This window comes from Microbacterium sp. F01, from assembly GCF_056156365.1.
The window spans coordinates 4,371,771-4,385,830 of record NZ_CM149592.1 but is presented as its reverse complement, the minus strand read 5'-3'; the positions used below and the strand labels follow the sequence as shown (position 1 = coordinate 4,385,830).

Genomic DNA, 14,060 nt, shown 5'->3' with positions numbered 1-14,060 from the left:
CCCACTACCGTCGGGCTCCACGCCGCAGGTCGTCCTTCGGCCACCCTTACCCGACCTGCCAAAGGAGGCAATCATGAGTGACACAACCACCGCGACGCCCAGCACCGATGCGGATCTGTTCGCTCCCGAAGTCGTGGCCGACCCGTTTCCGACGCTGACCGCCCTGCGAGAGCAGGCTCCCGCGGTCTACTCGACGAAGTACGACTTCTACGTGCTGACGCGATACGAAGACGTCCGCGCAACGGCCGGCGACTGGGAGTCCTTCACTTCGTCGAAGGGTGTCGGGCTCACCGAGCAGTTCAACAAGCAGCTCGTGGGCTCGGTGCTCGCGACAGACCCGCCCGAGCATGATGCCCTCCGCGAAGTCCTGTCGGACAAGCTGGCACCGCGCGGCCTCGCCCAGATCCGCCAGCAGATCAGCGACTATGCGAACTCTCTCGTCGCCGAGTGCGTCGCGAAGGGCAACTTCGACGGAGTGGTCGACATCGCTCGGGTCTTCCCGATCAATGTCGTCGGCGACCTGGTGGGACTCCCGATGGAAGGCCGGGAGAAGATGCACCCTGGTGCCGATGCCACCTTCTCGGGCTTCGGGCCGTTCGTCCCTTACGTCATGGAGCACCTGCCCCAGCTGCAGGACTACCAGGCCTGGATGGGCACCATGGCGGATCGTTCGAAGCTGACGCCCGGCGGCTGGGGCGAAGCGATCATGGACGCCGTCGATGACGGTCGCCTCACTCAGCTCGGCGCCATCCGGACGGTCAGCGCCTACCTCACGGCGGGCATGGACACCACGGTAAACGCGATCGCCGCGCTGATGCGGCTCTTCGCGGACCGTCCTGATGTCTGGAACGCCCTCAAGGCCGACCCCAAGCTCGCGGCGCCGATCTTCGAGGAGATCCTGCGACTGGAGTCGCCGGTCGTGGGCTTCTGGCGCGTCGCGACGAAGGATGTCCAGTTCGGTGAGGTGACCGTGCCTGAGGGCTCCAAGGTCCTGCTGCACTGGGCGGCCGCGAACCGGGACCCCCAGAAGTACCCGAATCCCGACACCTTCGACATCGAGCGCAACCCGCTCGACCACGTCGCCTTCGGCTACGGCGTTCACGCCTGCGCAGGGCAGGGTCTTGCCCGGATGGAAGCAGTCACGCTGCTCGAGGCGCTCGCCGCGCAGATTGACACCATCGAGCTGGCCGGTGAGCCCATCCGCGGACGCAACCCGATCGTCCGCGGCTACGAGTCCGTCCCCCTGCGAGTGACCCCCCGGAGGGATGCGTGAAGATCGACATCAAGCTGCCCGCGTGTGAAGGACACGGGCTGTGTGCCCAGACCGCGCCGGGCGTCTATGAGCTGGACGACGAAGGGTACGTGCGTCTCGTCGTGGACGAGATCACGCCGGACCTGGAGGCGGCGGCCGAGGCCGGGGCGCGAGTCTGCCCCGTCGCCGCGCTCGCCGTGCGTCGATGAACAAGGTCGTGATCGTCGGCGGCTCCATCGCAGGCGTCACCGCCGCCGGTTCGTTGCGTGCACTCGGCTGGACCGGAGAGATCACCGTCCTCTCCGAGGAGAACGATCCGCCGTACTCGCGGGTGCCGCTGTCGAAGGGCATCTTGGCCGGTACGGAACCCGCCGAGTCGGCGGTGCTCCCGGCCCTGCCCGACGACGTCCGGGTGCGGAACGGAGTGCGCGCGGTCCGCCTGCACACCGAGGGCAAGACGGTGGAACTCGACAACGGGGAGCTCGTGCCATACGAAGGCCTGATCGTCGCGACCGGTGCGCGCCCTCGGCGGCTCGCAGAGGTGGGCCAGGCGGGCGAGCACGTCGTGCGCACCCTGTCAGACGCGGAGACCATCGCCTCCGCAGTCGCCGGCGCACGGACGGCGATCGTCGTCGGTGCGGGGTTCCTCGGGATGGAGGTGGCATCCACACTCCGCCACCACGGCCTCGACGTCACGGTGATCGATCGAGATCCCCCTCTCCTGCGCCTGCTGGGGCCCTGGCTGGCGGAGCTCATCGTCGGCAGAGCGACGGCAGACGGCGTGCGGTTCGTCCTCGCGCCGAACGGGGTCGAACTGATCGGTGACCCCGTCGGCGGAGTGATCACCGGTCCGGAGGAGGAATTCTTCGCCGATCTGGTGGTGACAGCCGCGGGCGATCTCCCAAACGTCGAGTGGCTGGAATCGTCCGGGCTTCCGCTCGCGGGGGGACTGGTCGTCGACGATCGTTGCGTGGTCGCCCCGGGCATCGTGGCCGCCGGCGACGTCGCGGTACGCGAGGTGCTGCCGGGACTGTTCCGCCGGACGCCGCACTGGACCAACGCCATCGTGCAGGGTCAGGCTGCCGCACGGGCGATGCTCGACAGCGACACTGCACCCTACGAACCCGACCACTACTTCTGGACGGAGCAGTTCGGTCTCGACATCAAGATCGCGGGTGAGCTTCCCTTGGAAGGCGCGCCGGAGGTCTTGGCGGGCGACCCCGATGAACTGAGCGCGCTGCTCCAGTGGCGTCGTGACGACCGCATCGTCGCAGTGTCGATCAACCATCGGATGCCGGTGGCTCGACTGAAGGCGATGGCCCATGCCTGACGACAACCGAGGACCGCAGGCATGAGGACGACCGCTGCGATCGCCACAGCGACCGGATCCGGATTCCAGCTGGCGGATGTCGTGCTCGACGAGCTGCGCGACGACGAGGTGCTGGTCGATGTCGTGGCCGTGGGCATGTGCCACACCGATCTGAGTGCGGCATCCGGGTCCATCCCGTTCCCACTCCCCGGCGTGCTCGGTCACGAGGGGGCGGGCCGGGTGCGCTCGGTGGGCTCCGCGGTGACGCGGGTCAAGCCAGGCGATGCCGTGCTGATGACATTCACGTCCTGCGGCCGGTGCCGGCAGTGCCGCGGGGGACACCCCGCGTACTGCGACCACCATCTGCCGTGGAACCTGCTTGGCGGCACCCGCGCCGACGGCAGCATTCCGCTGGCTTGGGACGGGGAGGGGGTGCTCCATGCTCACTTCTTCGGGCAGTCGTCCTTCGCTCGACACGCGATCGTCGATGAGCGCAGCATCATCGCGCTCGCGCCTACGACGACCGACGAAGAACTGGCGCTCTACGCCCCGCTGGGCTGTGGGCTCCAGACCGGTGCCGGCGCCGTGCTCAACGTGCTCACTCCACGGCCGGATTCGGTGCTCGCCGTCAGCGGCGCCGGGGCGGTCGGACTAGCCGCGGTCATGGCGGCCGCCGCCCTCTCTGTACAGACGATCATCGTCATCGACCGGATCGCCTCACGCCTCGATCTCGCCCGCGAGCTCGGCGCGACGCATGTCGTCGATGCCTCGGTCGTCGACACCGCCGAGGCCATCGCCTCGCTCACCGACGCACGCGGTGTGGACTATGCGATCGAGACCACCGGTAACGTCGGCGTGCTCGAGACCATGATCGGATCCCTCGCGATCGGCGGGACCTGCGCCGTCATCGGCGCCCCCCGCGCGGGATCGCGAGCGAATTTCGACGTCAACGCGCACATCCCGGGGCGCCGCATCGTCGGAGTCACGCTGGGCGACAGCGAGCCCGAGAGCTTCATCCCTCAGCTGATCGCCCTTCATCGCGGCGGACGGTTCCCCATCGAGCGCCTCCAACGCCGGTATGCGTTCACCGATATCGACCGGGCTGCGGCGGACGCAGCATCCGGTGTCACCATCAAGCCCGTCCTGATCTTAGGAGCCGACTGATGAGCACACAGTCCGTCTTCGCACCCCGCGCGAAGCGCGGGTCCGGAGGTCGCACGTTCGCCGATGTCTCTCCCGTCACCGGCGAGACGCTGGCCGAGTTCCCGGCGCTCCAGCCGGGCGACGTGGCCGACATCCTCCGCGACGCGGCGCACGCGCAGCGCGAGTGGGCCACCGTCCCGTACACGGAGCGGCGCAGGATCCTGCTCTCGGCGGCCGACTTGCTGGAATCCGAGCTTGAAGAGCACGTCGCATCGATGGCGCTCGAAGTCGGCGCGACGCGGCCGTGGGCCGAGATGAACATCCACGAGTCCGCAGCGACCCTGCGAGAGGCGGCATCGCTGACCAGCGGCGCGATCGGGGAGATCCTTCCCTCGTTCGATCCCGATACGGTCAATCACTCCCTGCGGGAACCGGCCGGTGTGAGCCTGTCCATCGTGCCGTGGAACGCGCCGGTGATCCTCGCCGCGCGGTCCAGCGCCATCTCGCTGGCGGTGGGGAACGCGGTCGTCATCCGGCCGAGTGAAGAGGCGCCGATATCGGCGGGCCGCCTCCTCGCCGACGCGCTCGTCCGCGCCGGCGTGCCCGCCGAGGTGATCCCCGTGGCGACGAGTGCCGCGGGGGAGGGCCGCCACCTCATCAACGAGCTGATCGCGTCGCCCGAGATCCGCCGCATCGCCTTCATCGGGTCCACACCGGTCGGGCGGTCCATCGCTTCGCAGGCCGGTGCCGCATTGACGCCGTCGGTGATGGAACTGGGCGGCAAGAACGTGACGATCGTTCGCGAAGACGTGGACCTCGAGCGCTGGGCGCCTCTGCTGGCCTTCTCCGCCTTCGCCAACACCGGTCAGGTGTGCATGTGCACCGACAAGCTGCTCGTGCACCGCAGCCGCTATGCCGAAGCCGTGGACCGGCTCGTCGCCATCGCCGAATCGATGAACGTGGGCGATCCGCGCGATCCCGCGGTCCAGCTGGGGCCGCTCATCAACGCCGGCGCAGCCGAACACTTCAGCGAGCTGGTCGAAGATGCGCGCGGCCTCGGCGCGGGCGTCGCCGCCGGCGGCTCGATCGACGGTCTCTATGCGCGCCCCACGGTGCTCACCGACGTCAACGACCGGTGCCGCTTCTTCGCCGAGGAGGGTTTCGTTCCGATCGTCAACGTCGTCCCGTACGACGACGACGAGGATGCCCTCGCCAAAGCGAACCAGGGTGAGCTCGGACTCATCGCAGCCGTCATCTCGGATGACGCCGATCGGGCCTACCGCCTTGCGCGCCGAGTCCGCGCCGGCGCCGTCCATGTCAACGGCGCGTCCGTGGGGGATGAACCGCACGTGCCGTTCGGCGGGCTCGGCGCATCGGGTATGGGACGCCTCGGCGGCCGAGACTCCGTCCGTTTCTACACCGAACAGCGCACCTTCTATCTCCACGGATAGCCAGCGCGCAAGACCAGAAGGCACGGTTCCATGACCCACCACCCCATTCGACTGACCCCCCTCGGACACTCGTGCGTGCTCATCGAGGTGACCACCGACAGCGGCTCCACCGGCAGGATCCTGCTGGATCCCGGAAGCCTGACACCTCCGCTCGCGACGATCCACGACCTGGACGCGATCCTCGTCACGCACGCGCACCAGGATCACGTCGACGCCGAGCAGATTCGACGGCTCCGTACGGACGCCGCTGTGCCCGTCTACGGAGATGCCGGTACCGCCGAGCTGATGGCCGGCGCAGGCATCGACGACGTCACCATCATCGAGCCGGGCTCGTTGCAGATCGCGGGTGTTCAGGTGGATGTCTCGGCGTGGGCGCACGAGCAGATCTATCCCGGCGTTCCCGTGCCGGTCGACTACGCGTACCTGGTGGCTGGGCGGATCTTCGCCCCGGGAGACGCCTTCGCCGAGCCAGGGCATCCCGTCGAAGTGGTGCTGCTGCCCACGGGGGCGCCCTGGATGAAGCTCTCGGAGGCGATCGACTACCTGAAGGCGCTCGCCCCCCGGGTCGCGGTGCCCGTCCACGACGGCGGGCTGGCCGCGCCGCACCGCGAGATGCATCGCACGCTCATGCAGAAGTTCGCTCCCGAGGGGACGACTGTGCTGCGACCCGCCGTCGGCGAGCAGATCGATCTGCCCGACGCAGTCTGACGGCACCGAGGCGAGGCACGCGGGGGACCGGCTCCCGCTGTCGGACGATCCACACACGCGGGCAGGGACCTGCGCGAGAGAAAGGTTCACATCAATGGGCGAGGTCCTTCACATCTCGGCGATCATCATGCTCGTCGCGGACGGACTCTGGGCAGGCGTCATCTTCTTCTACGCGGTCGAACGCGTGAATCTTTGGCGACGGATGCCGATCGACCAGTTCGTCGTGGACTTCCGGCGCTCGCTGTACCGGGCCGACCCGCTGCAGCCGATCATGGGCGGTGTCGCCATGATCGCGGCCGTCGTCTTCGCCCTCAACGCGCCGGTGACTGCGGCGGTGCTCGCGTGGGTGGGGGCGGCGCTCATTCTTTTCGTGATCGTCCTGTCGATCGCCTTCCCCGAGCGGATCAACTCGCTCTTCCGCCGCCGCGCGGAGGGTGAGGCGCCGCCTCAGATCGAGCAGCTGCGCACCCGGTGGCGTCGGCTGCACTACACGCGTACGCCTCCGGCGATACTCTCGCTGGTCGCGCTCGCCGCCGCTGCCGTGTGGTCCTAGTTCAAAGAGGAGCTCGGGTGTCAGTCACAGCCGTTCAATCCAGTCACGCGTGGCGCACGGCGTGGGCCGCGGGCATGGTCTCGTACCTCGACGCCGGCGCTCTCATCACCATCGGTATCGCAATGGTGCTCTACCAGGACGAACTCGCGGTCGTCCCCAACATGCAGGGCGCGGTCCAGGCGACTCTGACCTTGGCACTCGCTGTCGGAGCGCTGGTGGGCGGCAGGCTCGGTGATCGCTTCGGGCGCCGCCGCATCATCACGGTCACCATCGTGATGTACATCCTGGCGGTCGGGGTGCTGGCACTCACACCCGTGGCATGGGTGCTGTTCCCGGCGGCCCTCGTGCTCGGTCTGGCGATCGGAGCCGACTTGCCGGTGTCCCTCGCGCTCATCAACGAGGAGGCCCCAGTCGGCAAGAAGGGGCGCATGGTCGCCTTCTCCGTGCTGTTGTGGTTCATCGGCATCATCGTTCCGAACATCCTCACGGCAGTGCTGGGCGGAATGGGAACCATCGCGGGCCGGATCCTGTTCCTGCATCTCTTCGTGGTGGCAATCCTCGTCCTCCTGCTTCGCACGACGATCCGCGAATCCGTCGAGTGGAAAGCCGCGCGGGATCTCGAGGCCGACGATCCCGAACGGATCCGATTCAGCCACATGGGTCAGCTCTTCACCCGGCCCCTCGGTCTCACGATCGCGGCGCTGGGCATCTACTACTCGATGTGGGGCCTCGGCGCGAACACACTCTCCGCCTTCGGCACTCTCGCCTTCACCGAGGCTGCGGACGGGACCGCGCAGCAGTGGTCCCTCGTCATCTTGATCGCACTGCCGATCGGCATCGCCGGGGGGCTCGTGATGATGAAGATCGCAGACGCCGCCGTGCGGAAGTACTTCGTCAACATCGCCGGTCTGCTCTTCGGCCTCGCGTTCCTGATTCCGACGATCGCGGGAGTGAACGGACCGACGCTCATCGCATCGTGGATCATGTTCGGAACGAGTGCAGCTTTCTTCGGCGAGTCCATCTACAAGCTGTGGGTGCAGGAGACGGTGCCGACGCTGCTTCGCAGCACCGCCCAGGGTGCGACGCTGACGATCCAGCGAGTCGTGACGGCTCTCTTCGCCCTCGTCACCCCGGCGCTGATCACCGCACAGCCCCGAGTGCTCTTCGCGATCCTGACGGGAGCGGGCCTGATCGCCATCGTGATCTCACTCGTCTGGATTCCGCGCCTGCCGCGGGCAGCGGCGCTGGAGGCGCCGGCGGTGCTGGTCACGGATGAAGCGGTCGACGACATCGGCGAAGCAGCGAAACGCTGACGGGGTCGGCTGCTCCGCCGCGAGAGAACAAGGATCAAACGTCATGAGCGCCACACTCTTCACCGACGGCTGGATCTTCCGTCGTGCGGACGACGCGGCATCGGTGGCCGTCCGTCTGCCCCACGACGCGATGATCGGCGAGACCCGATCAGCGGATGCCGGAACCGGCAAGCACGGCGGGTACTTCCCCGGCGGCGCCTACGTCTACGCCAAGCCGTGGACGGTGCCCGCCGACGCAGCCGAGCGGGACTACAGCCTCTTTTTTGAAGGCGTCCACGGCGACGCCCGCGTCTTCCTCGACGGGCGAGAGGTCGCGCGCTGCGATAGCGGCTACCGCGAGTTCACCGCGCCCCTGAGCGACGTGACGCCTGGTGCCGTTGTCGACGTCCAGGTGCACGTCGACAACACCCGCGTCCCGAGCAGTCGCTGGTACACGGGCTCCGGCATCTACCGTCCCGTCTGGTTGAAGAGCGCCGCCGCCGCCCACATCGCCGCCGACGGCATCCGCATCGTCACCCGGTCTCTGAGCACCGATGCGACCGTCGACGTCTCCGTCCATGTCGACGGCGCACCGCCCCGCGGTGGCGTCGTCACGGTGAGGTTCGATGATCGCGGCACACAGGTCGCCCGCGAAGTCGTGGCCCTCCCCGCCGACGGCGAGGCCCAGCTCACCCTTGCTGTTCCGTCGGTTCGTGCCTGGTCGGCCGACTCCCCGCATCTGTATGACGCGACGGTCACGATCGAAGTCGACGGGGACGTCATCGACGAGCAGCGAATCCGCACCGGGCTGCGCACGATCCAGGTCGACGCGCACCGGGGCCTTCGCATCAACGGCACGTCGGTGCTGCTGCGCGGCGCGTGCGTTCACCACGACAACGGGATCCTCGGCGCTGCGACGTTCGCGGCAGCTGAGCACCGTCGTGCACGACTGCTCAAGGAAGCCGGGTACAACGCGATCCGCAGTGCGCACAACCCGCTGTCGCGCGCCTTTCTCGACGCGTGCGACGAACTGGGACTTTATGTCATGGACGAACTCACCGACGTCTGGTTCCAGCACAAGACCCCGCACGATACCGCCGACCGATTCGACGAGTCCTGGAAGGACGACGCCGACGCGATGATCGCGAAGGACCGAAATCGGCCCTCGGTTATCATGTACTCGATCGGCAACGAGATCGCCGAAACCTCGTCTGACAGGGGCGTGCGCACGACCCGAGACCTGCACCGCTATGTCACCGACGCCGACCCGACCCGGCCGACCACGGTCGCCATCAATCTCCTGCTCAACCTGATGGCCAATCGAGGATGGTCGCCGTTCGAGAAGGAGCACCAGGCGGACCCGCGCGACGCGAAACCCAATAAGGCGACCAGCACCGCAGTGAACCTGCTGATCGCGAAGCTCGGACGCGTCATTGACCTGATCTCGCGTCTCCCTGCGGCGGACAGGGCGAGCCGCGACGCGTTCGCGGAGGTTGATGTCGCAGGCTACAACTACGCCTACAGCCGCTACCCAGCCGACCGCAAGCGGTATCCCGAACGGGTGATGGTCGGCAGCGAATCCATGCCCGGATTCCTGCCTGCGATCTGGAAGCGCGTAAGCCGCGTCCCCGGTGTGATCGGCGACTTCATGTGGACGGGATGGGATTACCTCGGCGAAGCCGGTATCGGAGCCTGGAGCTACGGCACCGAACCCGGCGGGATCAACAAACCCTACCCAGCGCTTGTGGCCGGTTCCGGTGCGTTCGACATCACCGGCATGCCCGGCGCGCCGGCCCTTCTCGTGAAGGCAGTGTGGGACCCGGCCTCGGCACCCGGCATCGCCGTACGCCCCCTCGACCAGGCAGGCAAGCGCGTCAACAAGACCCCGTGGCGCAACAGCGACGCCGTCCCCAGCTGGTCGTGGCACGGTCACACCGGAACGGCGGAGATCGAGGTCTACTCACCCGACGATCACATCGAACTGCGCATCAACGGTCGCTCTCTCGGCCGTAAGCGCGCCGGGCGTCGCCGAAACTACGTCGCCCGATTCCGCGCACGGTACGAGCCCGGAGAACTCGTCGCGATCGGCTACCGCAATGGCGTCGAGACCACCCGCAGCACACTGCGCACCGCTCACCGACCGACGCTCCGGCTGCGAGCAGAGGCGGACACGTTGATCGGGCCCGACGACCTTGCCTTTGTTTGGATTGAGTTCGCAGACGACACTGGGGTCGTTGACCTCGCCATCAATGACACGGTCGCTATGAGCGTCGCTGGCGCGGGCACCTTGCTCGCGGTGGGCAACGCCGCGACATCGACCGCAGAGGCGTACCTCGATAACGTGCATTCCACGTATCGCGGACGCGCCCTCGCGGTCGTACGGGGCAGCGCCGATCCCGGCCCGATCACCGTCACCGTCGTGTCGGAACGTGACGGCGTCGTTCGCCTCGAACTAGTGAGTGATCCCATTCACGCATTCATCGGCGGCTCGGAACTGGCACTAGATGACAACTAGCCTGGCGAAGAGGACGTAATCGTTGCGCGGTGAGTCGCGCTGTCAGGGCTACCCGCATCGATGCGGTCATGTCGGTCTTGCCATCGAGCGGAGCGCCTCATGTCTGATCTGCGGAGAGTGCGGACACCCCTCAGCACCGCGGCATTGGAGCGTCTCATGGCACTCTGGGCGGCGAACATCGGGGATGCGCAGCACCGATTCGGGGTAATGCACTCCGGCATTTCCGCCGTATGGCCCGGTACAACTCTTGTTGGCCCCGCCATCACAGCGCTGACAGCTGGCGGCGACAACCAAGTGGTGCACGAGGCGCTGGACGTGGCGCCCCCAGGAGAGATCCTCGTGTCAACGGCCGAGGGGAAATGGTGCGCGCCCTCCTGGGAAGCTCAGCGGGGAAGAGGCCCGTTCGTTGGGCATCGCGGGTTTTGTCGTCGACGGCTGTGTCCGAGATGCCGAGTCGCTGGCGGAGATCCAGTTTCCGTTCTTTGCCCGAGGGGTCACCGCAGCAGGCCCCTTCAGAAACGGCCTGGCTTCATCGGTCGCTCCATGGCCATGGGCGGCGTCGTCGTCGAGATCGGCGACATCTGGTGTGTGAGTTACGGGAGGAGCGGTACGCCGTTTCCGCCGGGATTCTCCGCCCTCCGACCACGAGACATCTGAACTCATTTCAGAGGACATCCAGCCGAGTTCGAAGCGACGCCTCACTGGACTGCAGGCCTCGTTGTTCTCCCCCGGAGCGCGGGACTACCCGCAATGTGGCGTCGCGCCCAGTCAGCTGATTGTTACCACTTGGTTTGTAAAAGTTGCCACCCGGTTCTCATAAGTGTACGATCCCGTACAGAGTTGCCTGGCAACCACCAACCCGACGAACGAAGGAGTTCACAGTGCTTCACAGCAGCCTCGCTCAGGACCCGCGGCGATGAGCGTCGACACCGGGCAGGAACTGTCTGCCGTCGCCGTCCGCTATCAGGCCAAGACGCCGCAGCTTCGCCGCTACATCACGGTCTACGTCATCGCGAGCATCGGCATCGCACTGCTGTGGTCGTCGATCCTCTCGATCCTTCTCCCGCTCCAGGTTCAGCAGATCGAGTTCGCCCAGTACTTCGCCGGCGCCGACGCGGGCGTCGACTTGCCGGCGCTCGAGGAGTTGAGGGCCCAGGTGGACAGCGGGGCGGCTATTCCGACCGAAGCCGAGGCTCGACAACTGGACCTGCTTGCTCAATACAACGCGGCCAAGGCGAGTGGGCTCTCACTCGTGACTTCGGCGGGAATCGTGCTCACGATGATTCTGCAGCCGCTGATCGGAATGTTCTCCGACCGCACCCGGTCACGATGGGGGCGCCGCGCCCCGTGGATCGCGGGAGGCGCGTTTGTCGGAGCCGTCATCATCGCGATCATGCCGAGCGCGCCCAGCATCGGCATACTCCTCGTCGTGTGGGCTCTCGTTCAGCTCGTCGTCAACAGTGCGCAAGGGCCGCTTTCCGCGACTGTCGCCGATCGCGTTCCCGAGGACCGGATCGGCACCGTCTCGGCGATCACGGGCGTGGTGGGCTTCCTAGTCGCGGGTGTGGGTGTTGCCGGTGTGGGAGCGCTGTTCGCGATGATCGGGCTGAACACGTACTACGTGCTGGCGCTCGCGCTCGCCCTCAGCGTCATCCCGCTTCTGCTGTTGGCGCGCGACAACTCCACGGTGTCTATGAGCGTGCCGAGGTTGCAGTTCCGGTCGTTCTTTGCGTCCTACGGGGCGGGACTACGCGATCGGGACTATCGGTGGGCGTGGATCGCAAAGGTCACCCTCTTCATCGGGTCCGGCATCGGATCGGTCTACAGCATCTACATGCTGCAGAGCTATGTGACGCCTGCTCTCACAATTGAGGAGGCTGCCCAGACAGCTCCGCTCCTGCTCATCGCCGGGATCCCCTCGACCATTCTGGCGATGGCCATCTCGGGCAAGTGGTCCGACAAGGTCGGTCGTCGGAAGCCTTTCGTGTTCGCCGCATCGGTGATCATGGCTGTGTCCTTCATCGTGCCGTGGGTATGGCCGTCGTTGCCGTCGATGTTTATCCAGGCCGCGCTGTCCGGGTTCGGTCTCGGGTTGTACATCGTCGTCGACCAGGCCCTCTTCATCGATGTCCTGCCGGACAAGTTGGCCGCGGGTCGCGATCTGGGAATGTCGACAACGGGCCAGAACATCGGCCAGGCACTCGCACCCATCGTCGCCGGCGCAGTGGTGGCGGTGGCGGGGGGCCAGTACGGACCGGTCTATCCCGTGTCGGCCGTGATCGCGATGATTTCAGCGTTCGCGATTCTTCCCATCAGGCGGGTGCGCTAGCCCGAGAACTCGATGTCCACGTCGACGGCTGCCGGACCTCGTTTCGGCAGTCGTCGACGTTTGGCCTCGACTCCGGCCCGGCGTTGGCGCCCGAACCCGCATCGCTGTGTTGTCGTAGGCTACGACGACAGCCACCTCGCCGGAGCGCCGAGTAGCGAGCCCAAAGTTCCATCTCGCCGCAACTGAATCGACGGAGCTCATGACCACGCAGGCACGTCCGCGCTACTACGCGAAGCGTGAGGCGACGACGAAGCTGATCAACGATCGAGCACGTGAGCTCTTCTTGCGCCGCGGCTTCGACGCCGTCTCGTTACGGGACGTAGCCGGGGCGGCGGGGCTATCTCATGCTGCCCTTCGTCGCTACTACAGGTCCACGGGGGAGATCCTCGACGTCATCGTCCGCGACTACGAAAGTCGCAACCATGACTGGATCACGGCGATGGCGCTGGAAATGGGGTCGATGGACACGGCCGTCGCATTGGCCCGGCACAACGCAGCGGAGCCCGGCTATACGCAGCTCTTCACGGCTCTCGCCGGTGTAGCCGTCGCTCCCGAGCACCCCGCACACGAGCGAATCGCTGCACGCTACCGAGCGGTACGCGCCGCATCGCGCGATCGGTCGACTCGAGAGTGCGGGTGGGAGGCGGCCATCCTGCCGGCGATGTCGGACGGACTTCAACTCGCATCGCTCTTCGATCCGACCATCGATGTCGCCGGCGAGCTCGAGGCGTATCTGGAGTGGCACGGGCGCGGTGAGATGGACGACCTCTCCGCGGTGGAGGAGCCTACTTCGGCGGCGCTGTCCGACGCTGCCGCATCGAATCCTCGCGCGAGCATTCTCCGAAGTGCGGCAGGAGTGTTCGCGGCGAAAGGTTTTAATGGATCCACGGTCGATGGCGTCGCGCGTGCCGCCGGCGTGACGAAATCCGCGCTCCTCAATCACGTCTCTACCAAGCGGGGACTGTTGCTGGACGTGCTTGAGGAGTTGGAGCAACTCCTGTCGGGTCCGGTTGACGCCGCGCAGCTTTCCCCGATCGTGAGAGTTCGTCGTCTCGTGGACACGGTCGTTCCGCGCGACGCGGAACGGAGCGATACCGTTCAACCTCTCGTGGCGTACGTCGTCCTCCTGAGCGAGGCAACCTCGCCGGAGCATCCCGCCCACACGTGGTTTGCTGGTCGGATCCGTGCGCAGCGGGCGCTGCTAGCGCGTGACATCGCCGCGAGCCGACCCGCTCCCCGCGACGATCCTGACGAAACGCGTGCCGCACTATGGGTGCACGCGGTGCGGGATGGTCTGCGACTGCAATGGCTGTATGACCGTGGCCTTCCCGCTCGTCCGGCTCTCTTCGCGCTGACGAGTGGACTACTCGAAGGCCGGCTCTCCTAAAAGAGTGGAATGAGGTTGGCGCCGTCGAGTCGGCGCCCGAAGTGCGCCCCAAGCGCGCGGATCTATTCGCGACGCCCCCTTGTCGACTGAGCGTGCGCTCAGCGCCGATGAGGCGTGAGTC

At 66.8% G+C, this 14,060-nt stretch carries 12 protein-coding genes and 1 pseudogene; all 13 read left to right on the top strand.

The features are described 5' to 3' along the window. The first annotated feature begins 73 nt into the window (after positions 1 to 73). On the top strand, positions 74 to 1,273 hold the full coding sequence (locus tag ACVN90_RS20080) for a cytochrome P450 (RefSeq protein ID WP_475099964.1): 1,200 nt from the start codon (positions 74 to 76) through the stop codon (positions 1,271 to 1,273). Beyond that, positions 1,270 to 1,461: a ferredoxin gene (locus ACVN90_RS20075; protein WP_475099963.1), complete on the top strand. Its 192-nt coding sequence runs from the start codon at positions 1,270 to 1,272 to the stop codon at positions 1,459 to 1,461. The genes ACVN90_RS20080 and ACVN90_RS20075 overlap by 4 nt, the downstream gene beginning before the upstream one ends. Then, positions 1,458 to 2,582, top strand: coding sequence for an NAD(P)/FAD-dependent oxidoreductase (locus ACVN90_RS20070; protein ID WP_475099962.1), 1,125 nt, complete (start codon positions 1,458 to 1,460; stop codon positions 2,580 to 2,582). The genes ACVN90_RS20075 and ACVN90_RS20070 overlap by 4 nt, the downstream gene beginning before the upstream one ends. Before the next feature lie 21 nt (positions 2,583 to 2,603). Then, positions 2,604 to 3,725 (top strand): NAD(P)-dependent alcohol dehydrogenase, encoded by a 1,122-nt coding sequence (locus ACVN90_RS20065; protein ID WP_475099961.1) that lies wholly within the window; start codon positions 2,604 to 2,606, stop codon positions 3,723 to 3,725. Next, positions 3,725 to 5,155, top strand: a complete 1,431-nt coding sequence (locus tag ACVN90_RS20060) for an aldehyde dehydrogenase family protein (protein WP_475099960.1) — start codon at positions 3,725 to 3,727, stop codon at positions 5,153 to 5,155. The genes ACVN90_RS20065 and ACVN90_RS20060 overlap by 1 nt, the downstream gene beginning before the upstream one ends. Before the next feature lie 30 nt (positions 5,156 to 5,185). Continuing rightward, a complete protein-coding gene (locus ACVN90_RS20055; protein ID WP_475099959.1) occupies positions 5,186 to 5,863 on the top strand; it encodes an MBL fold metallo-hydrolase in 678 nt (225 codons plus the stop codon). A 94-nt stretch (positions 5,864 to 5,957) separates the two neighbouring features. Then, positions 5,958 to 6,416, top strand: coding sequence for an anthrone oxygenase family protein (locus ACVN90_RS20050; RefSeq protein WP_475099958.1), 459 nt, complete (start codon positions 5,958 to 5,960; stop codon positions 6,414 to 6,416). Positions 6,417 to 6,433: 17 nt separating this feature from the next. Beyond that, positions 6,434 to 7,729: an MFS transporter gene (locus ACVN90_RS20045; RefSeq protein WP_475099957.1), complete on the top strand. Its 1,296-nt coding sequence runs from the start codon at positions 6,434 to 6,436 to the stop codon at positions 7,727 to 7,729. 43 nt (positions 7,730 to 7,772) lie between these two features. Then, a complete protein-coding gene (locus tag ACVN90_RS20040) occupies positions 7,773 to 10,223 on the top strand; it encodes a glycoside hydrolase family 2 TIM barrel-domain containing protein (protein ID WP_475099956.1) in 2,451 nt (816 codons plus the stop codon). A 60-nt stretch (positions 10,224 to 10,283) separates the two neighbouring features. Further along, a pseudogene (locus ACVN90_RS20035) lies at positions 10,284 to 10,571 on the top strand (RraA family protein); the annotation flags it as partial. After that, positions 10,501 to 10,815 (top strand): RraA family protein, encoded by a 315-nt coding sequence (locus tag ACVN90_RS20030; RefSeq protein WP_475102161.1) that lies wholly within the window; start codon positions 10,501 to 10,503, stop codon positions 10,813 to 10,815. The pseudogene ACVN90_RS20035 and the gene ACVN90_RS20030, both read left to right, overlap by 71 nt. 324 nt (positions 10,816 to 11,139) lie before the next feature. Continuing rightward, on the top strand, positions 11,140 to 12,552 hold the full coding sequence (locus ACVN90_RS20025; protein ID WP_475099955.1) for an MFS transporter: 1,413 nt from the start codon (positions 11,140 to 11,142) through the stop codon (positions 12,550 to 12,552). A gap of 199 nt (positions 12,553 to 12,751) precedes the next feature. Continuing rightward, the gene (locus ACVN90_RS20020) at positions 12,752 to 13,939 is read left to right on the top strand and encodes a TetR/AcrR family transcriptional regulator (RefSeq protein WP_475099954.1); all 1,188 of its coding nucleotides are present in this window, start codon (positions 12,752 to 12,754) and stop codon (positions 13,937 to 13,939) included. Positions 13,940 to 14,060: the final 121 nt, after the last annotated feature.

Bases quoted from the DNA above. Each gene is read 5' to 3' on its own strand.
- ACVN90_RS20080 (WP_475099964.1), top strand. From the start codon at position 74: ATGAGTGACACAACCACCGCGACGCCCAGCACCGATGCGGATCTGTTC.
- ACVN90_RS20070 (WP_475099962.1), top strand. From the start codon at position 1,458: ATGAACAAGGTCGTGATCGTCGGCGGCTCCATCGCAGGCGTCACCGCC.
- ACVN90_RS20065 (WP_475099961.1), top strand. From the start codon at position 2,604: ATGAGGACGACCGCTGCGATCGCCACAGCGACCGGATCCGGATTCCAG.
- ACVN90_RS20060 (WP_475099960.1), top strand. From the start codon at position 3,725: ATGAGCACACAGTCCGTCTTCGCACCCCGCGCGAAGCGCGGGTCCGGA.
- ACVN90_RS20055 (WP_475099959.1), top strand. From the start codon at position 5,186: ATGACCCACCACCCCATTCGACTGACCCCCCTCGGACACTCGTGCGTG.
- ACVN90_RS20050 (WP_475099958.1), top strand. From the start codon at position 5,958: ATGGGCGAGGTCCTTCACATCTCGGCGATCATCATGCTCGTCGCGGAC.
- ACVN90_RS20040 (WP_475099956.1), top strand. From the start codon at position 7,773: ATGAGCGCCACACTCTTCACCGACGGCTGGATCTTCCGTCGTGCGGAC.
- ACVN90_RS20025 (WP_475099955.1), top strand. From the start codon at position 11,140: ATGAGCGTCGACACCGGGCAGGAACTGTCTGCCGTCGCCGTCCGCTAT.
- ACVN90_RS20020 (WP_475099954.1), top strand. From the start codon at position 12,752: ATGACCACGCAGGCACGTCCGCGCTACTACGCGAAGCGTGAGGCGACG.